Here is an 18,865-nt window from a genome sequence, read left to right on the forward strand (position 1 = left end):
TAGGTAACGATATGCAGCTAACTCACCTCAATAAACACGGCGAAGCCAACATGGTCGATGTCGGAGATAAGCGAGAGACTCGCCGCGAGGCGGTAGCGTCTGGGCGTATCGTTATGCAGCCTAAAACGTTGCAGCTGTTGAGTGATGGCGAGTTGCCCAAAGGCGATGTGCTGGCGACTGCGCGCATTGCGGGTATTCAGGCAGCAAAGCGCACGCATGAGTTGATCCCGTTGTGCCATTCATTAGCGCTTTCAAAAGTCTCTGTAGATTTCGATATTGATCACGCTAACGGCTGTGTTGAAGTCTCCGCGCTTTGCCGCCTTAACGGACAGACCGGGGTGGAAATGGAAGCCCTGACAGCCGTGTCAGTAGCTTGTCTGACGCTTTACGATATGTGTAAAGCGGTGGATAAAGAGATGCGCATTGACGCCATTCAATTGGAAAGTAAGCGGGGCGGTGTTCGTGGCGATTATCAACGAGGTGTGCCAGAACCAATTGTGACTGGCGGTGGCGTTGCGGGAGAGGTTCGCTTAGGCGAGCGATGTGCATCCCCTTGCGTTCGGGTTAAGTTTCTTGCTGAGTTGCGTGAGCGGGTGGAAGAGAGTGACCTTGCCATTGGGCTTGATCAACTGCCGAGTCGAGATGTGGCGGGGTTGAAAGCGGCGTTAAGCGCTATGGATGCACGCTTTAATGTGTTGTCAGAGCAGCGCACGTTGTGTGCTATCAATCAAGTGATGGCCAACGATAGTGCGCGCCTTACCGATGAGGATGAAGTGGCCTTCTTTCCTCCAGTGACGGGTGGGTAATCAGATGGCTGATATTACAGAGACTGAATTGGATATTGCTGTCAGGGTTCAAGAAGAAGCGTTTAAAATGGATGATGGCTATGAAAGTGCGCTGCGCAAGCGCACCGATATCGGCGCTATTGTTACCTTCACGGGATTTGTGCGTGACTTTAATGAATCCCCTGATGTTATTGGGCTGACTCTTGAGCACTACCCAGGGATGACCGAGCGCACATTAACGCAGATTGGTGAGCAGGCCTATCGGCGTTGGGATTTACAGGCCGTGCGGATTATTCACCGCATTGGTGATTTGACGCCGGGAGACCCTATTGTGCGGGTGCTGGTGGCCAGTGCTCATCGCCGCGATGCTTTCCAAGCCTGCGACTTTATTATGGATTTTTTAAAAACCCAGGCGCCGTTTTGGAAGAAAGAGCACTCCCGTCAGGGGGCTTACTGGGTAAAAGAGCGGCATACTGATCAGCAAGCTGCAGAACGCTGGTAGACGATATTGCCAATAGCATTAATATCGCCAATGGCTTTAACTATCGCCAATGGCTTTAACTATCGCTAATGGCTTCTGAAGAGGGCATTTCGGTTGCCATTATTTGTAAATGTACGTCTGGCATGTGCTGTAGGTGATTGGCTAGCCAATGAATGAGCCTCGGTTGCAGTGCTTGACGCAAATCGGCCAATGTCTCTGCTGCTATTTCTAATAACTGATCATCTAGCCATTCGCTGAAACTATCTTCATCGAGTGGGCTGGTACCGCTGGCATCCAGCATCAAACGACCAATGCGGCACCAGCCAGTGTCGGTAGCCGTAACGGGAAGCGCTAAGAACAAACTGCCGCGCCGCGATGAATGAGAGCCGGTATCGAGCCCTGGATGAGGCACGACGCTGTTCTGATTAACGATGCAGGGCGGCTGGGGATAGCGTGCTTCGCAGCGTAAGCCTAGATTGTCGAACATCAACATGTCGCCATTTACCGGTGCGAGCGGGGCGTTAATACCGAGACTGGTGGCAATCTCTTGATGGGCAGCCTGATGGCGCGCCTCCCCATGCACCGGCAGCAATGTTTTCGGCCGAATCCATTGATACAGTTTTCTCAGCTCATCTTCGGCAGGATGCCCAGTAGCGTGTAATTCTGGGTGGTTCATCTCATCGAAAATTGACACCCCAAGCTGCACTAGGCGTTTTTTCAGTTGTTCAATAGGGCGCTCGTTGCCTGGTATGGCTTTGGCAGAAAAAATGATGCTATCGCCTGGCTCAAGATCCACAAACGGGTGCCTCCGCTGTGCTAAGCGTTGCAGTGCTGCACGTGGTTCGCCCTGGCTGCCCGTAGCAATAATCACCACCTCTTCTGGCGGCAGGTAACCTAAGTCATGGGGCGGTACTAGCGGCGGAAAGTCGTCTAGATACCCTAGGCCCTTCGCGACACTCACCATGCGTTCCATTGAACGGCCCATCAGACTGACGCGTCGGCCGCACTGTTGGGCAGCAATCCCAATCGCTAATACGCGGGCGAGGTTGCTGGCAAAACAAGATACCACCACGCGGCCTTTGCACTGCTTCAAGGTGTGAGCGAGTGCTTTTGCAACATCGCCTTCACTGCCTGAATGGCCGGGCATCGGGGCGTTAGTGGAGTCGCCTACGACGAGGTCGATAGGCGCGAGCGCACGAAATTGAGCAGCGTTAATGGGCGAACCAATTAACGGGTTAGGGTCTAGTTTCCAGTCCCCGGTGTGTAGCACGCGATAGTCGCCTGCCTGCATTAGGATTGAGCAGCTTTCAGGAATCGAATGGGTAACTTGAAGGTAACGCAGCGTGAAGGGGCCGAGCTCCATTGCATCACCCGGTTCCACAACGTTTATAGCGGCGCTACTAAGCTGATGTTCTGCAAACTTATGGCGCAGCAATCCCGCCGCTAACGGCGTTGCAAAAATAGGGCAATTCCACTTAGGCCAGAGCCACGCCACGGCGCCAATATGATCTTCATGGCCATGGGTAATGTAGAGTGCCTTTGGGGTAATGTTGAGTGCTGCTAATGTATCTGTATTGGGCACCTGCAGTGGAGAATTAGGTAGATCTTGGCGAATCATCATGCCGCAGTCGACGGCGATCCACTCATCATCGTATCCATACAGCGTAAGATTCATTCCAATTTCACCACACCCACCTAGCGGCAGTAGGCGCAGGGGAGGGCGACGGCGGGGACGAAGTTGAACGCGTGGTGGGTGCATCAGTAATGAAAAGCCTAAAAAGTAAGGCCTTAACTATACGGGAAGGCAGGGGCGGGTAACAATCATCGTGGCATTTGGCTGCGGTGCTTCCTTGATAAGCATAAGGTACACTATTTCGCCTATATACCGCTTACCTACCGCTGGTAGGTGCTTGTCGAACGTGCCGTTAAAATATGTCAAGAGTGTTTATTTATGTCTCATTATTACCGTTTGGTGGTTTCTTGCCCTGATCAAGTGGGCATTGTGGCGCGTGTCTCAAGCTTTATTGCTCAACAAGGTGGTTCTATCACTGAAGCAAGCCAGCATTCTGATCTTGAGACTGGCCGATTCTTCATGCGATACGAAATTTTGGCAGATTCGTTGGGTATGTCGGCGGAGGCGTTACGTAGTGCGTTTGAGCCGGTGGCTAAAGCCTTCAATATGCAGTGGTCGCTCGTCGATACTCAAAAGCGTAGGCGTGTGGTGTTGATGGTGTCGCGGGAGTCTCACTGCCTGGTTGATCTGCTTTATCGTTGGCAGGCTGGGGAGCTTGATTGCGATATTGTCGGGGTTATTTCAAACCATGAGGATATGCGATCACTCACTGAGTGGTATGGCATTCCTTACCATCATGTGCCCGTAGATCCTGATAACAAGCAGGTTGCTTTCGAGCAGGTGCAAACTCAGATTGATAGCGCAAGGGCTGACTGCGTTGTGCTGGCACGTTACATGCAGATTTTGCCACCTTCGCTCTGCTCACGTTACGCGGGACGGGTGATTAACATCCACCATAGCTTCTTACCCTCTTTTGCCGGTGCTAAGCCCTATCATCAAGCTTACCAGCGTGGCGTTAAGCTAATCGGTGCTACCTGTCACTATGTCACTGAAGAACTGGATGCTGGGCCGATTATTGAACAAGATATTCATCGGGTAAGTCATTGCCACACGCCAACGGATCTCGTGCGTTTTGGGCGCGATGTCGAAAAAGCGGTATTGGCGCGTGGTTTACGATGGCATTTAGAAGACCGAGTATTAATCCATGGCAATAAGACCGTGGTGTTCAGCTAAGCATGTTGTTTAGATACGCAGAGTTTTTAGTCAATTCAATTTTACAGCTGGCTTGTCGTTAGCTGACGGGTAGATAGGGGCATCCATGTCTTTCGCGCAAAGTGTTTTAGCTCCCTGGGCATTGTTGCTGACGTGGTTGGTATCGTTGAGCGTACTTGCATGGATGATATGGCTGCGCCCTTGGCGAGTACTGATAGGCGATGTGGCTCTTCAGCATCGGTGGTTAGCCGCGACGCTCGCTGTAGTGTTGATGTGGCAACTGCGTGCTCAGGCAGTCGATTGGCTAACCCTGCACTTAGTATTCACTGTCTTAATGACGTTGGTATTCAAAATGCCTCTCGCATTAATCAGCAATGTGCTGATTAATGTTGCGATGTCAGCTATTGGCCGCAACGAATGGGTGTTACTAGGCGCTAATGTATTGGTAACCGGCATTGTACCTGCGGTCATTACCGGTTTGGTATGGCGATGGGTAGATCGGCGCCTGCCGGATAACTTGATGATCTTTCTATTCGTATGCGGCTTTTTTGGCGCAGCGCTGGCAACACTGGCAGGAGGGTTGTCGGCGGTCTTGCTAATCATGGTGGCGGGTACCGACTCTGAAGCTGTGTACTTAGCCCAAGAGTATGCGCGCTTCTTACCCCTGTTAATGCCCTCCGAGGCTTTCATCACAGGGATGTTGCTCAGTATTTTATTGGTGTATCACCCGAGTTGGGTAGCTACGTTTAATGATCGTCGCTATATAGACTCTCAGTAACATTGCGATAGCCGGTGAGTATCTCTATCGAGTGCCTCACCGGCATTTACACTTACTCGCTTATCCCAGTGCTTGGCCGTTACCGCCACGTATGACACCAACTCCCACCCCTTCGATATCCAACTGCTGCGTGCGTAGGTCAATTTCTATGGGCGCAAAGTCGTTGTTTTCAGCAATCAGCGTCACCGTATGGCCCTGTCGTTTAAAGCGTTTTACAGTTACTTCATCTTCTAGCCTTGCCACCACAATCTGGCCATCACGAACCCGGTCGGTGCGATGCACGGCAAGAAGGTCGCCTTCCAGTATGCCAACATCCTTCATTGACAAGCCTCGCACCCGAAGAAGGTAATCCGCTTTGGGGGTAAAGTATTCAGCGGGGAGTGGGCAATAACGATCAATGTGTTCCGCTGCTAGAATCGGGCTTCCTGCGGCCACTTCGCCAATGACAGGTAAGCCATTGGGTAGTGGTTCTACGTTGGCGGCAGGCGCTGTTGCCGAGACATCACTGACATCCTGCGGTTCCTGATTAGGCAGTCGAATCCCCCGCGAGGTATTGCGAATGATGCGGATGGCACCTTTACGCTCAAGCGCTCGTAAATGCTCTTCAGCAGCGTTAGGGGAGCGAAAGCCTAGCGCTTTGGCAATTTCTGCGCGGGTTGGCGGATAGCCAAATTCAGACATCGTTTTAACAATAAAATCAAAAACATGCTGTTGACGAGCAGTAAGTGGACGCGACATAACAAACTCCAAAAAATTAAACAAGACAGTGGCTACATGTCGGCTTAAACAGTATGTGGTTAAGTATACAGTATGTTGCTCTGTCCAGTACATGCTAGAGCGTTTCGCTATGGCATGGGAGTCGTTATGCGAATGGTGTCAGGAGTGGAGATAAGAACGGTAAGTCTGAGGGGCTCTGTCGACGGAGCGTCTGATGGCAGGCGTTTGAATAGGGGCCTAGGGTGTATTTGAGCGTTGGGTAAAAAGCTAAAGATAAGTGATTGAGCCAAATAGCGTTATGGCATAGTATTTAACGATGTTTTAAACACTCGTTTTCTGGAGGGCGCTATGGCGCAATCTGATACGGTAACACGTATCCTCGATACCGCTGAGGTGCTGTTTGCCGAGCGTGGTTTTGCCGAAACATCGCTACGCAATATCACCAGTAAAGCGCGGGTCAATTTGGCGGCTGTCAATTACCACTTTGGTTCTAAAAAAGCGCTTATCCAAGCGGTGTTTGCGCGCTATTTAGACCCCTTCTCGCAACGTTTTCATACGGCGCTTGATGAGCTGGAAGCGCAGTACAACGGTGATGTGATTCCGCTTGAAGTGCTGTTGGAAACAATGGCAAGCACGGTGCTGGCAGTGCCTGCTGAGCGCAATAGCCTGAAGGTGTTTATGCGTCTGCTAGGATTGGCGTATAGCCAGGCACAAGGGCATTTACGCCGTTATATCCAACAGCAGTACGGAGACGTATTTACCCGCTTTACTGAACTCGTGCGCCAGGCAACGCCAGATTTACCTGATGCTGAGCGTTTTTGGCGACTGCATTTCATGTTGGGCACCGTGATTTTTACGCTGTCGGGTCTAGATGCGCTGCGAGACATTGCTGCGAAAGACTATAATGAGCAAGTAACCGTCAGGGATTTGGTAAGACGTTTACGCCCTGTCGTGGTTGCTGCCATGAATGCTCCGCTACCGCCTGCTGCTGATGAAGGACATTATGCGAACGCCCACGCTAGCTGAACTACCCCCGCAGAATGGTGGTTGGATAGAAATCAATATCAAACAGCAGCAGCTATGCTGGTGGCAAGGGCGTACGCTGCAGTACACGTGCTCTGTATCCACCGGTGAGAAAGGTGTAGGACAGCAGGAAGGTAGTGGTCAAACCCCCCTGGGATGGCATTATATCCGCGCATCGATAGGTGGCGGTTTAGCTGATAATGCTGTTTTTCGGGGGCGACGGTGGACTGGGGAGGTGTTTACGTCGGCGCTTGCGGCGGAATTCCCTCATCGTGATTGGATATTAACGCGCATTTTGTGGCTCTGTGGTTTAGAGAGAGGAGGGAATCGCGGCGGGGATGTCGACACTCAGCGTCGCTTTATCTACCTTCATGGCACGCCACCTGATCAACCGATGGGTGTGGCTGCTTCACATGGGTGTATTCGGTTGCGCAATGACGATCTGCTTTATCTTTTTGAGCATGCGCCGCCGGGCACACCTGTTTGGCTTCATAATGGCTAAGCGTAGGCAGCTTATTATTGATTTTTTGACACGAGAGATTGATCAACTAAAATTGACGGCCCTTTTGTTGGATCCATCACAATGACTCAATCTTTAGGCCCGGTCATGCTTGACCTTGAAGGGCCGCGATTAACCAAAGCTGAAAAACATCTTTTGATGGACCCTGCTGTGGGCGGTGTCATTTTATTCGCTAGAAATGTCGAGAATGCTTACCAGGTTAGAAAGCTTTGCAGTGATATTCGTCGTGTCCGCGGCGAGCTGTTACTTGGTATTGATCAAGAAGGCGGTCGCGTTCAGCGAATTAAAGAAGGCGTTACTCGCATGCCAGCCATGGCACGCATTGGTGATCAATTCGCTGAGGATTCGGCATCCGGTCTTGCACTAGCAAAAGATGCGGGTTGGTTGCTGGGGATGGAAATGGCTGCTTGCGGTCTGGATATCAGCTTTGCGCCTGTTTTAGATGTCGAAAGTGGCATCTCTAGCGTTATCGGTGATCGTAGCTTCAGCACCGACCCTGCACACGTCGCTGCGCTGGGTCAGTGTTTTATCAACGGTTTGCATGAAGCGGGTATGGCGGCGGTAGGTAAGCATTTTCCTGGCCATGGTGGCGTTGCCGCTGACTCCCATGTGGCGTTACCTGTGGATGACCGTCCGCTGGCGCTTATTAAACAGCGCGATCTTGTTCCGTTTAGCCAGCTTGCTACTCAGCTTGATGGTGTTATGCCTGCCCATGTTATTTATAGTGCGTTTGACTCACGTCCTGCTGGCTTCTCACCTAGCTGGTTGGGAATGTTAAGAGAGTCCCTGGGGTTTAAAGGTTGTATCTTTTCAGATGATTTAAGCATGGCGGGTGCTCATGAAGCGGGTGACCCGAAGGAGCGCGCCAGTGCTGCCCTTGCCGCAGGATGCGACATGCTATTGGTCTGTAATGACCGCTCTGCAGCGTTAGACGTTGTTGAAGCATGCCAAGGATTACACAGCAAACGACCAATCAAGCTACGCTATGGGCGAGCCCGTCCAGATGTGGATGCGCTAACGGCGCTTGGCCGCTGGCGTCGTACCCATGCCAAATTAGAAGCGTTGGCGAACTAACCCCATCTTTTCTTAAATTATTTCGTTTTTAAGTCACTGACTAGTTAACCTCTTCTTGGAGTAACCCGATGTCCAAACTGGATAAAGAGGCGCTTGAGTCGCTTGACTCAATGCGTGAGCTGATGGATAACGCTGACTGCTTAATTTCTCAAGAACAAGTTGAGCGCGCACTGGATCGAATGGCCGAGGCAATTAGCAAAGATCTAGGGGATAAGTTGCCGGTTTTTTACTGTGTTATGAATGGCGGCTTGATCACTACAGGGCACCTGCTAACTCGATTAGGTTTCCCTCTTGAGGTTGATTATCTGCACGCGACCCGCTATCGCAATGAGTTGCGTGGTGGCGAACTTTTTTGGCGTGTTTCTCCAGAAATTCCCATGGCAGGGCGCCACGTAGTCATCGTCGATGACATTCTTGATGAAGGCTCTACGTTAGCCGCTATTCTTGCCTACTGCGAGGAAGCCCAAGCGGCGAGCGTTACAACGGCCGTGCTGGTGGATAAGCAGCATGACCGTAAAGCGGTGCCTGGCTTAAAAGCCGATTACTGTAGCCTAGAGGTTGCAGATCGTTACGTGTTCGGCTTTGGCATGGATTATAAAGGCTACTGGCGTAATGCCCCTGGAATATTTGCTCCCAAGGGCATGTGATGTTCTGGCCTAGCGGGGCGAGAAGCGCCTGGCTAGGCCTGTCTCCGCAATCATTCGGGTTGATATCTCTTCTACTGAAAAGCGTGTCGTATCGATAAACGGGATGTGCATCGAGCGATATAGCGACTCAGCCTGTTCAACTTCTTGCAAACACTGATCCATTGAACTGTAGCGGCTGTTTGGACGGCGCTCGTTGCGTATTGCTGCTAGCCTGCGAGCATCAATTGTCAGACCAAACAGCTTGTGTCTATGAGGAGCCAGTGCCTTGGGTAGTTTTAAACTGCCATCTTCATCCAGGTCATCTTCAGTTAATGGGTAGTTAGCTGCTCGAATACCAAATTGAAGCGCTAGATAAAGAGAGGTGGGTGTTTTTCCGCAACGTGAAACGCCAACCAGAATAATGTCGGCTTTATCGTATTGGTGCGTTCGTGCGCCATCATCATTATCTAGTGCAAAATGGACGGAATGGATGCGATCCATGTAGACATCATCGCTACCAATCGAGTGCGTTCTGCCGACGCTGTAAGAGGAGTGTGTTTCTAGCTCTTGCTCTAGGGGTTCTAAAAAGGTAGAGAAGATATCCACCTTGAAACCTGAGGCCTGTCGAATGACGTTACGGATATCCTGATCCACAATGGTATCAATGATAATCGGCCGATGGCCGTCACGGACGGCGGTAGAGTCGATTATTTCCGCTAAAGCTTGAGCCTTTTCCAGCGTATCAATGTAGGGCTTTGTAAGCATATTAATTTCAACATCACTAAATTGAGCTAACAGGCTACGCCCAAGGCTTTCTGCCGTAATGCCAGTACCATCAGAAATAAAAAAAGCTGTTCGCTTCATCGCTAAATCCGTCAATAAATAAAGTTGCTATTGTGGGGTGAGGCGTGGGTTAGCACAATCGTTGCCAAGCCATTCACATTGCAGTTCGTTTTAACGCATATTTAATAAAAATTACCTCATTAAGACTACATAAAAAGCCCTTTATTGCACTTTGTTGTAAAAATCCTCCACTCCGTTCGCTATTAGACCAATGGCGAATGCGGCAGGGCGATGCTAGTGTGACATGGTCAATTAGAGTCGGCCTGTCAGGTCGCAAAGCAGTCTAAAAGCGAGGGGGTTGCGTGGAAGAGTACATTCTATGGTTCGATCAGCTAGGTATGGCAGACGTCGAACGTGTGGGTGGTAAAAACGCTTCGCTTGGCGAAATGATCTCGAATTTATCAGGTGTGGGCGTGACAGTGCCGGGTGGATTTGCCACGACGGCCCATGCCTATCGTGAGTTTCTCTCTCACGAAGGGCTAAATGACCGCATCAACGCCACCCTTGCTCGCCTTGATGTCGATGATGTTAAGGCGTTGGCAGAGGCTGGCAAGACTATCCGCCAGTGGATTATTGATACGCCACTTCCCCCTGCATTTGAACATGCTTTACGCGGTGCCTATGAGCAGCTTCAGGCTAAGCATCCCAGCTTGAAAGTTGCCGTACGCAGCTCGGCCACGGCAGAAGATCTGCCTGATGCGTCTTTTGCTGGTCAGCAGGAAACGTTCCTCAATATTGAAGGTTTTGACAATATTAAACAGGCGGTGCACGAAGTGTTTGCATCGCTATTCAACGACCGCGCGATCTCTTACCGCGTTCACCGCGGCTACGCCCATGAGAATGTGGCGCTGTCTGCGGGTGTGCAGAAGATGGTGCGTTCAGAGACAGGTGCTTCTGGGGTTATGTTTACGCTGGATACCGAGTCTGGTTACCGCGACGCAGTGTTTGTCACTGCTTCCTGGGGGCTTGGTGAAACCGTCGTCCAGGGGGCTGTCAATCCTGATGAATTTTATGTGCACAAGCCCACGCTTGAGGCTGGCCGTCCCGCGGTGCTTCGCCGGACGCTAGGCTCTAAATTGATCAAAATGATCTATGGGCAAGATGCCAGTGCTGGTAAATCAGTTGAAACTGTTGATGTGCCGTTTAATGATCGTGGTCGGTTCTGTATTAACGATGAGCAGATCATGGATCTTGCACGGCAAGCCATGACCATTGAAAAACATTACCAGCGCCCGATGGATATCGAGTGGGCACTGGATGGTGATGATGGTCAGCTTTACATCGTTCAAGCACGTCCTGAAACCGTTGTTTCACAACAGGAAGGAGGAAAGTTAGAACGCTTCCACCTGCGTGAAAAAGGACGCACGCTGATTACAGGGCGGGCGATTGGTCAGCGGATTGGGCGTGGCACGGTAAAAACAGTACTTAGCCCAGAAGAAATGGACAAGGTTCAAGAGGGTGACATCCTGGTAACCGACATGACCGACCCGGATTGGGAACCGATCATGAAGCGTGCATCAGCGATTGTTACTAATCGTGGTGGACGAACTTGTCACGCGGCCATCATTGCGCGGGAATTGGGCATACCTGCGGTGGTCGGTTGCGGGGATGCAACCACTCAGCTTAAAGAAGGCATTGATGTCACGGTGTCCTGTGCCGAAGGTGACACTGGCCACGTATATGAAGGGCTTCTGGCATTTGACTGCAAGGTCTCAAGTGTCGACGCGATGCCGGAGATCCCCTTCAAAATTATGATGAATGTGGGTAACCCAGACCGTGCATTTGGCTTTGCTGGCTTACCCCACGCTGGGGTTGGCCTTGCTAGGCTGGAGTTCATCATTAACCGTATGATCGGTGTTCACCCCAAAGCGCTGTTGGATTACGACACGCTGCCTGCTGATCTTCAGCAGGTCATCGATTTGCGCACTGCCGGTTACGATGATCCTGTCAGTTTCTATGTTGATAAGCTGGTCGAAGGCATCTCAACCCTGGCCGCTGCTTTCCATCCTCAGCGAGTGATCGTAAGGCTCTCTGATTTTAAATCAAATGAGTACGAAAACCTCATTGGTGGCAAGCTTTATGAGCCCGGTGAAGAGAACCCAATGCTTGGTTTCAGAGGGGCCTCGCGTTATATCTCGGATGCCTTTAGGCCCTGTTTTGAGCTTGAGTGCCGAGCGCTGAAGCGGGTTCGTGAAGAAATGGGCTTTGATAACGTTGAAATCATGGTGCCCTTTGTCCGCACAACCGATGAAGCGCGCGAGGTCGTAGAGTTGTTAGCGGCTAATGGCTTACCGCGGGGCGGTGAGTCTAATCCTGATGGCTTAAAAGTTATCATGATGTGTGAGTTACCGGCTAACGCACTACTGGCTGATGAGTTCCTCGAGTACTTTGATGGTTTCTCGATTGGTTCCAATGATTTGACCCAACTGACGCTAGGTCTGGATCGTGACTCGGGTATCGTTGCGCATCTGTTTGATGAACGAAATCCAGCGGTGAAAAAGCTATTAGCAATGGCCATCAAAGCCTGCAAAGCGCAAGGCAAGTATGTTGGCATTTGTGGTCAAGGCCCTTCTGATCATCCGGATCTGGCCAAGTGGTTAATGGAGCAGGGAATTGATTCTGTCTCCTTAAACCCAGACGCGGTGCTTGAAACCTGGTTTATGCTGGCGGGTGAAACCATCGAATAATACTGTCAGCTTGCAGGACTGGCTCGCAACACCAGTGAGTGACATAGTGGGGTGAGTTGCTCATCTTCGCCCGGCCATTGGCCGGGCGACTGGGAATCATAAAGAGATTTTTGCTATTGGCGTAGCCAGTTGCGCAGTTTTACCAGCATTAGACCGCCGTCGCTCAGCGCACGGCGGTCTTCTATTAGCTCGCTCAAACGGTCTGGATAGTCAGTGATTATCGCATCAACCCCAAGATCAATCAGTGCCGACATGCGCGCTCGGTCATTGACTGTCCAGGCGTGTATTTCGTAGTTATAAAGCGCCGCCAATCGAATTTCTTGTGGTGTGATACGGTTATGACGCAGGCCTAAAGCATCGAATTGGCGTCGATCCAGCGTGCCAGCCAAGATCAGTTGGGCGAGTAAGGTAATGCGTAATTCGGGGGCTTGCTGTTTTAAATAAGTCACCATACTGGGTGACATGGTCGCCATGCGCATATCTAGGAATACATTTGGAAACCCGCAGTTCGCGTTCGCATTGAGCGCGTTATCCTGGGTTGCCCAGCAGCGATAACGAATGTCACTTTCTGTCTCAAGGGTTGCTAATACGGCGCGAGCAAGCCTCTCTTCGTCGCCAGGCGAGGGCTTCATGTCAATCATTAAGCCTGCGCGTCCTCGCACTAGCGCCAAAGCATCATCCAAACCAGCAATCCTTTCGTCTTGAAAGGCATCGCCAAACCAGCTGCCGACATCAACTTTGCTCAACTCTGCTCTAGTGAGTGAATCAAATTCTCGCCGATCGCCTGTTAGCCGGGCCAAGCTGCGATCATGGTAAAGAAGCACCTGGTTGTCAGCACTCAGGCGAACATCCAGTTCTACAGCATCGGCACCGTCTTCAAGCGCTTGTCTTATCGCGGATAAGGTATTCTCCGGCGCTACCATCGAGCTTCCTCGGTGGGCGATGACTGCTACGTTATCGCGTATTTCAAAGCTGTTGAGTATCCACCATGCTTGTAGCCCCGCCAGTAGCAGTACGCTTAGTTCAATCGCCCACGCAAGGCGACCAGGATGGGCGTGTTCCGACCGAGGCGAAGGGCGTGTCTCTCGAAAAGCCAGTTGCAGGTATAAGCACGCTGATAGGAGGGCATTGGTGGCAATACCTAAAAATGTAATGGTTAACGTAACCAGTACGTAGCTGGTTAAATAAGCCAACATCGCTGGAATCAGCACGGCATTATGTTCGGGTAGTCCCCATAACAGGGGCGTCACGACACTATCAAATAGCCATGTAGAGATAATCGGCAGACTGATAATGACGATCAGCAGTGTCAAGACCGCCACACCAATCGAACGATGCCAGCCGCGAGTTAAGCGCACGCTACGCTTAAGTGCTTGGAAAGGGGGGCAGTTGTCCAACGCTACTAACGGTAGCGCTAGTAACCAACGCAGGTAGAGCCACGCAGCAAACCCAAGCCAGATAACCAGTAACGGCAGTGCGCAAGCAATAAAATACCACAGCGAGGCTGGGCGGGTTTGTTGTAAATAGTAGGGATCTATACCGCTTAACCACACATCATAAAGCCACGCTAAGCCCATCATAAAAGGGGCTAAAAGCAACAAGTGGGCTCCTACCTGAAGAATGACCAGACCCGCGAGTGCTGGCAAACGGCGTGTGCTTAACCACAGTGCTTCAAAAGCGAGTCGGTAGTGGTTGTCTTTAGGTCTGACGGCCACCAGCAGCATGCCTGCTTGTTGCCAATAAATCAGTAAGAATGCAAAGCCAAGACCCACGAGCAACGCAACTAAGCCCAGTGGACTAAATAGCAGTGTAATCAGCGCATCATTGGTGACGACTGTTCGGTTGAGTTGCGCTAGTAAGGCCCGAGAGATCCACGCAATCAATGGCACTACAAGAGCAGAGGCTAATAGGGTGAAGAGCAGGTGATAGGCAATGAGAGGACGAAGATGGTCGCGCAGAGTGTGGAGTAGGGTGTAGCCCAATTGGTTAAGCGGCTGCATGGTCACAATTTTGTCAGAGTTGAATTACCAGGGTGGCACTAAGTACCACACCTAGCAAGCCTTTGCCTTAGGAAAGTTCAAGCGGTTTTTCGGCGATAATAATGCCGTTGTTATCTGCGTAAAGCCATTGTCCAGTGTGTAACGTGGCGCCTGCAAAGGTAATAGGTATATCGCGTTGTCCTTCGCCGCGCTTTTCGCTCTTGCGCGGGTGGTTACCTAACGCTTGAACGCCAAGTGGCAGTGTGACAAGAATATCGACGTCTCGTACACAGCCATACATCACCACACCAGCCCAGCCATTTTTAGCGGCTTGCTCGGCGAGCATATCACCAAGCATGGCACAGCGGTGTGACCCGCCAGCATCCACAACTAGCACTGCACCATCACCTGGTTCGGCAACAGCTTGCTTAACCATTGAGTTGTCTTCAAAACACTTAACGGTACGAATAGGGCCGTAAAAACTGTCGACGCCACCATAATTAGCAAACATCGGTTCAAGTACTATTACGTCAGGATTCGCATCACATAAATCTGGTGTGACAAAAGGGGTTGCATATGTCATTACACGCTCCTATGAAGCATTATCTTCAAAATTAGCCCATGAAGACCCATTGATGAAAGTCAGGCGGCCATAAAAAAACGCCCCAGCCTGCAAGCAGGTTGGGGCGTTCGGTCATCGGCTCAAAAAGGAGACATTGTCATCCTTCTTGCGATGTTGCGAGCATCGGCGATAAGTTCACGGTACTGCAAAGAGCATTAAGCTTCTTGAGCAACCGGAATCACGTTCGAGGCGATTTTTTGATACTCCTCGATTTCGTGGAAGTTCATGTAACGATATATTTCTCCAGCGAGTGCGTCAAATTCACTCATGTATCGCTGGTACTCTTCCACTGTTGGAAGGCGGCCTTCCACGGCAGCGACGGCTGCGAGTTCCGCTGAGGCGAGGTATACATTGGCACCATCACCTAAGCGGTTCGGGAAGTTACGTGTAGACGTAGACACAACAGTGCTTTTCGCTGCAACGCGTGCCTGGTTACCCATACACAGTGAACATCCCGGCATTTCCATGCGGGCGCCAGCACGGCCATAAATGCCGTAATAGCCTTCTTCGGTAAGCTGGTGCTGATCCATTTTGGTCGGCGGCGCCAGCCAAAGGCGCGTTTTCAGGCTGCCCGCAGGCTGTTTTTCAAGTAGTTTACCGGCTGCACGGAAGTGACCAATATTGGTCATGCACGAACCGATAAATACTTCATCAATTTTTTCGCCGGCAACGTCTGAAAGCAGACGAGCATCATCTGGATCATTAGGCGCACAAAGAACGGGTTCTTTAATTTCGCTCAAATCAATTTCGATGACTTCGGCGTAGTCAGCATCTTTGTCAGCACGCATCAAGCTTGGGTTCTCAAGCCATGCTTCCATACCTTCGATACGACGGCTGATAGTGCGTTCGTCACCGTAGCCATTCGCAATCATCCACTTCAGCAGTGTGATGTTGGATTTAAGGTACTCGGTGACGCTTTCTTCAGACAGCGTGATTGTACAGCCTGCTGCACTGCGCTCTGCTGAAGCGTCGGAAAGCTCGAAAGCTTGCTCGACGGTCAGGTCTTCAAGACCTTCAATTTCCAATACACGGCCAGAGAAAGCGTTCTTCTTGCCGGATTTCTCAACGGTTAGCAATCCCTGCTTGATGGCGTAGAGGGGAATAGCGTGAACCAGGTCGCGCAGAGTCACGCCCGGCTGGCGCTCACCTTTAAAGCGCACCAGTACGGATTCCGGCATGTCCAGCGGCATAACGCCAGTCGCAGCAGCAAACGCTACCAGACCAGAACCTGCTGGAAACGAAATGCCCAGCGGGAAACGGGTGTGAGAGTCACCACCGGTACCCACTGTGTCGGGCAGTAGCATACGGTTCAGCCAGCTGTGGATGATGCCGTCGCCGGGGCGAAGAGAGACGCCGCCACGGTTCATGATGAAGTCAGGCAGTGTGTGGTGCGTATCCACATCGACAGGCTTTGGATAGGCCGCAGTGTGACAGAATGACTGCATGACCAAGTCGGCCTGGAAACCAAGGCACGCCAAGTCTTTCAGCTCGTCACGGGTCATCGGCCCTGTTGTGTCCTGAGAGCCAACGGTGGTCATCTTGGGCTCGCAGTACATGCCGGGGCGTACGCCGTCCATGCCACACGCTTTACCGACCATTTTTTGAGCAAGGGTGAAGCCCTTGCCAGTATCAACCGGCTGGTCTGGCAGGCGGAAAACATCAGAAGGCTCAAGGCCTAGCGATTCACGCGCTTTACCTGTTAAACCACGACCGATAATCAGCGGAATGCGTCCACCTGCGCGCACTTCGTCAAGAATCAGTTGGGTTTTAAGTTCGAAGGTTGTCAGTACTTCGTCGGTACCGTGCTTGCACACTTTACCTTCGTATGGATAGACATCAATGATGTCGCCCATTTCCAGTTTGGCAACATCCATTTCAATCGGCAGTGCACCAGAATCTTCCATAGTATTGAAGAAGATCGGTGCGATTTTGGCACCAAAACAGAAGCCGCCAGCGCGCTTATTGGGCACGTAAGGAATGTCGTCGCCGAAGAACCAGAGTACAGAGTTAGTGGCGGACTTGCGTGAAGAGCCAGTACCAACGACGTCGCCTACATAGGCAACGGGGAAGCCTTTCGCTTTAACTTCTTCAATTTGTTTCAGCGGGCCAGTCGTGCCTTGCACTTCGGGTTCAATACCTTCGCGCTCGTTTTTGAGCATGGCATTGGCATGCAGCGGGATGTCTGGGCGCGACCACGCGTCAGGCGCAGGAGAGAGGTCGTCCGTATTGGTTTCGCCAGGAACCTTAAAGACGGTTAAGGTGATTTTCTCTTCCAGTGCAGGCTTGGAGAGGAACCACTCTGCAGCAGCCCAAGACTGAATAACGTCTTTAGCAACCGCATTGCCATTTTTGGCGCGCTCTTCAACGTCATGGAACGCATCAAACATGAGAAGGGTATGCTTGAGCTGTTCGCCAGCTTCTCGAGCAAGTTCTTCATTGTCTAATAGTTCGACCATGGAGACGATGTTATAACCGCCTTGCATGGTGCCGAGAAGTTTGACGGCATGGATCTTATCGATCAGTGGAGAGGTGGCTTCACCTTTAGCAATCGCGGTTAAGAAACCTGCTTTTACATACGCAGCTTCATCAACGCCTGGGGGTACTCGGTTGGTGATTAGGTCAAGAATAAACTCTTCTTCACCTGCCGGCGGATTTTTAAGTAGCTCAATTAAGGCAGCGACTTGTTCGGCGTTCAGGGGCTTGGGCGGTACGCCCTCTGCAGCGCGTTCCTCGACATGTTGGCGGTAAGCTTCAAGCACGTTGGGGCCCTCTCATCTTCTTAATGGTGACGAGCGCATACCCACACGGTATTGAGTATGTGCTCGGACACGTGACATACGCTTGACAAACAGCGTCTGGTGGATGAAATGGATTCTACGGGAAACTGTCGACAATGTTAAGGCGGCAAGCTCCTGAGGACCTTGTACTTTATGTTGAGGAGATGGTGTGGGGTTTCTTAATAGCGCGTTTTTTTCTTAATTAACCCAGCGGGTGGAAGTTTTTTACCGAACAGGCGTAATTGAGGGTGAGGGCACGTGTGATTATTGTGATGCCGCGTTACCATACTGTTTGATTATTTCGTCGTATTATTATCACTACGGCAGTTGAATCGCGGGTATTGTGGTGTGGAGCTGCAATATAAGCGTAATTTTATATTAGATATGTGCTATATAAAAAGTGCTGTTACGGCTCTTTCAACAGCGAGCGTAATGGCAGGGAACAAACGCCCAGGGCGTTTATATGTTGTACAATAGTGAGATAAGCGCTTGGTAATGGTGTTATGTCGATACAATTAAATATGTTGCAACCTGTAGGTCATGCGCTTCAAGCGGATGATTTACTGCCAGAATGTCTCCATCAGTTTCTTGCTTGCTCAACGCCTGATGCTTGGCTGCAATGGGCGCTGGATAACCCAGAGATACTTCTTATTGACCACGCTCAGTGTGAGAAAAAAGCCGCTTCAACGGCAATGAGCTTGCTCTATCGTTACGTTGATCAGCCGTTACTATTAAGCAAGATGTCGCAGCTGGCTCGAGAAGAACTACTGCATTTTGAGCAGGTAGTTGGCTTAATGGAGAAGCGAGGCGTGGCGTATAGTCACCTTACTGCGTCACGCTATGCCGAAGGCTTGCGCAAGCATGTGCGTAGCAATGATCCTGACCGTTTAATTGATGTGTTAATTATTGGTGCGCTCATTGAAGCACGTAGCTGCGAGCGCTTTGCGCGCTTAATTCCTTATTTAGATGAAGAGCTTGCCAAGTTCTATCGCACGTTAGTGAAGTCAGAAGGCCGTCACTTTGAAGACTATTTGCTGCTTGCAAGACAGCAAACATCGGCATCAATAGATGACAGAATCGCCTTTTTTGTGGCGCGTGAAGCGGAGTTGATTACTTCGCCAGATACGGCTTTTCGTTTTCATAGCGGTGTGCCTGCTTAAGCCACCGC

At 51.0% G+C, this 18,865-nt stretch carries 16 protein-coding genes; 10 read left to right on the top strand and 6 right to left on the bottom strand.

Features of this window, described 5'->3' with window-relative positions; all coding sequences use genetic code 11:
- Positions 1 to 11 precede the first annotated feature (11 nt).
- Both moaC and moaE read left to right on the top strand, forming a co-directional pair.
- Complete coding sequence (moaC, locus tag ACN06F_RS08000) at positions 12 to 806, top strand: cyclic pyranopterin monophosphate synthase MoaC (protein WP_198349833.1); 795 nt, start codon at positions 12 to 14, stop codon at positions 804 to 806.
- Between the two features lie 4 nt (positions 807 to 810).
- The gene (gene moaE, locus ACN06F_RS08005; RefSeq protein WP_120387028.1) at positions 811 to 1,287 is read left to right on the top strand and encodes a molybdopterin synthase catalytic subunit MoaE; all 477 of its coding nucleotides are present in this window, start codon (positions 811 to 813) and stop codon (positions 1,285 to 1,287) included.
- A gap of 55 nt (positions 1,288 to 1,342) precedes the next feature.
- Here moaE and ACN06F_RS08010 read toward each other — a convergent pair whose 3' ends face one another.
- A complete protein-coding gene (locus ACN06F_RS08010; protein WP_433925114.1) occupies positions 1,343 to 2,941 on the bottom strand; it encodes a ribonuclease J in 1,599 nt (532 codons plus the stop codon).
- Positions 2,942 to 3,217: 276 nt separating this feature from the next.
- On the opposite strand from ACN06F_RS08010, the gene purU reads away from it, so the two are divergent.
- On the top strand, positions 3,218 to 4,072 hold the full coding sequence (gene purU / locus ACN06F_RS08015) for a formyltetrahydrofolate deformylase (protein WP_095604125.1): 855 nt from the start codon (positions 3,218 to 3,220) through the stop codon (positions 4,070 to 4,072).
- Between the two features lie 85 nt (positions 4,073 to 4,157).
- A complete protein-coding gene (locus ACN06F_RS08020) occupies positions 4,158 to 4,829 on the top strand; it encodes an energy-coupling factor ABC transporter permease (protein WP_095604124.1) in 672 nt (223 codons plus the stop codon).
- A 60-nt stretch (positions 4,830 to 4,889) separates the two neighbouring features.
- Here ACN06F_RS08020 and lexA read toward each other — a convergent pair whose 3' ends face one another.
- Positions 4,890 to 5,567 (bottom strand): transcriptional repressor LexA, encoded by a 678-nt coding sequence (gene lexA, locus ACN06F_RS08025; protein WP_038483790.1) that lies wholly within the window; start codon positions 5,565 to 5,567, stop codon positions 4,890 to 4,892.
- A gap of 327 nt (positions 5,568 to 5,894) precedes the next feature.
- On the opposite strand from lexA, the gene ACN06F_RS08030 reads away from it, so the two are divergent.
- The 4 genes from ACN06F_RS08030 to ACN06F_RS08045 all read left to right on the top strand — a co-directional run bounded on the left by ACN06F_RS08030 (position 5,895) and on the right by ACN06F_RS08045 (position 8,810).
- Positions 5,895 to 6,572, top strand: coding sequence for a TetR/AcrR family transcriptional regulator (locus ACN06F_RS08030; RefSeq protein ID WP_038483793.1), 678 nt, complete (start codon positions 5,895 to 5,897; stop codon positions 6,570 to 6,572).
- Positions 6,550 to 7,071 (top strand): L,D-transpeptidase family protein, encoded by a 522-nt coding sequence (locus ACN06F_RS08035; protein WP_433924989.1) that lies wholly within the window; start codon positions 6,550 to 6,552, stop codon positions 7,069 to 7,071. Before ACN06F_RS08030 ends, ACN06F_RS08035 begins: the two co-directional genes overlap by 23 nt.
- An 81-nt stretch (positions 7,072 to 7,152) precedes the next feature.
- A complete protein-coding gene (gene nagZ, locus ACN06F_RS08040) occupies positions 7,153 to 8,163 on the top strand; it encodes a beta-N-acetylhexosaminidase (RefSeq protein ID WP_038483798.1) in 1,011 nt (336 codons plus the stop codon).
- Positions 8,164 to 8,231: 68 nt separating this feature from the next.
- The gene (locus ACN06F_RS08045) at positions 8,232 to 8,810 is read left to right on the top strand and encodes a hypoxanthine-guanine phosphoribosyltransferase (RefSeq protein WP_009723414.1); all 579 of its coding nucleotides are present in this window, start codon (positions 8,232 to 8,234) and stop codon (positions 8,808 to 8,810) included.
- 9 nt (positions 8,811 to 8,819) lie between these two features.
- Here ACN06F_RS08045 and ppsR read toward each other — a convergent pair whose 3' ends face one another.
- On the bottom strand, positions 8,820 to 9,653 hold the full coding sequence (gene ppsR / locus ACN06F_RS08050) for a posphoenolpyruvate synthetase regulatory kinase/phosphorylase PpsR (RefSeq protein WP_038483801.1): 834 nt from the start codon (positions 9,651 to 9,653) through the stop codon (positions 8,820 to 8,822).
- Positions 9,654 to 9,934: 281 nt separating this feature from the next.
- Between ppsR and ppsA the strand changes: the two genes are divergently transcribed.
- Positions 9,935 to 12,319: a phosphoenolpyruvate synthase gene (ppsA, locus tag ACN06F_RS08055; protein WP_038483803.1), complete on the top strand. Its 2,385-nt coding sequence runs from the start codon at positions 9,935 to 9,937 to the stop codon at positions 12,317 to 12,319.
- A 113-nt stretch (positions 12,320 to 12,432) separates the two neighbouring features.
- On the opposite strand, the gene ACN06F_RS08060 is transcribed toward ppsA, so the two are convergent.
- From ACN06F_RS08060 to acnB, 3 genes are all read right to left on the bottom strand, one after another.
- Positions 12,433 to 14,319, bottom strand: coding sequence for a glycerophosphodiester phosphodiesterase family protein (locus ACN06F_RS08060; protein ID WP_198349851.1), 1,887 nt, complete (start codon positions 14,317 to 14,319; stop codon positions 12,433 to 12,435).
- A 67-nt stretch (positions 14,320 to 14,386) separates the two neighbouring features.
- On the bottom strand, positions 14,387 to 14,881 hold the full coding sequence (gene rraA / locus ACN06F_RS08065; RefSeq protein WP_095604118.1) for a ribonuclease E activity regulator RraA: 495 nt from the start codon (positions 14,879 to 14,881) through the stop codon (positions 14,387 to 14,389).
- Positions 14,882 to 15,075: 194 nt separating this feature from the next.
- The gene (gene acnB / locus ACN06F_RS08070; protein ID WP_433924990.1) at positions 15,076 to 17,679 is read right to left on the bottom strand and encodes a bifunctional aconitate hydratase 2/2-methylisocitrate dehydratase; all 2,604 of its coding nucleotides are present in this window, start codon (positions 17,677 to 17,679) and stop codon (positions 15,076 to 15,078) included.
- A 521-nt stretch (positions 17,680 to 18,200) separates the two neighbouring features.
- On the opposite strand from acnB, the gene ACN06F_RS08075 reads away from it, so the two are divergent.
- On the top strand, positions 18,201 to 18,857 hold the full coding sequence (locus tag ACN06F_RS08075; protein WP_095604116.1) for a tRNA-(ms[2]io[6]A)-hydroxylase: 657 nt from the start codon (positions 18,201 to 18,203) through the stop codon (positions 18,855 to 18,857).
- The last annotated feature ends 8 nt before the right edge of the window (positions 18,858 to 18,865 follow it).

The sequence above is a fragment of the Vreelandella sp. 21 genome, from assembly GCF_050995515.1.
Lineage (GTDB): Bacteria > Pseudomonadota > Gammaproteobacteria > Pseudomonadales > Halomonadaceae > Vreelandella > Vreelandella alkaliphila.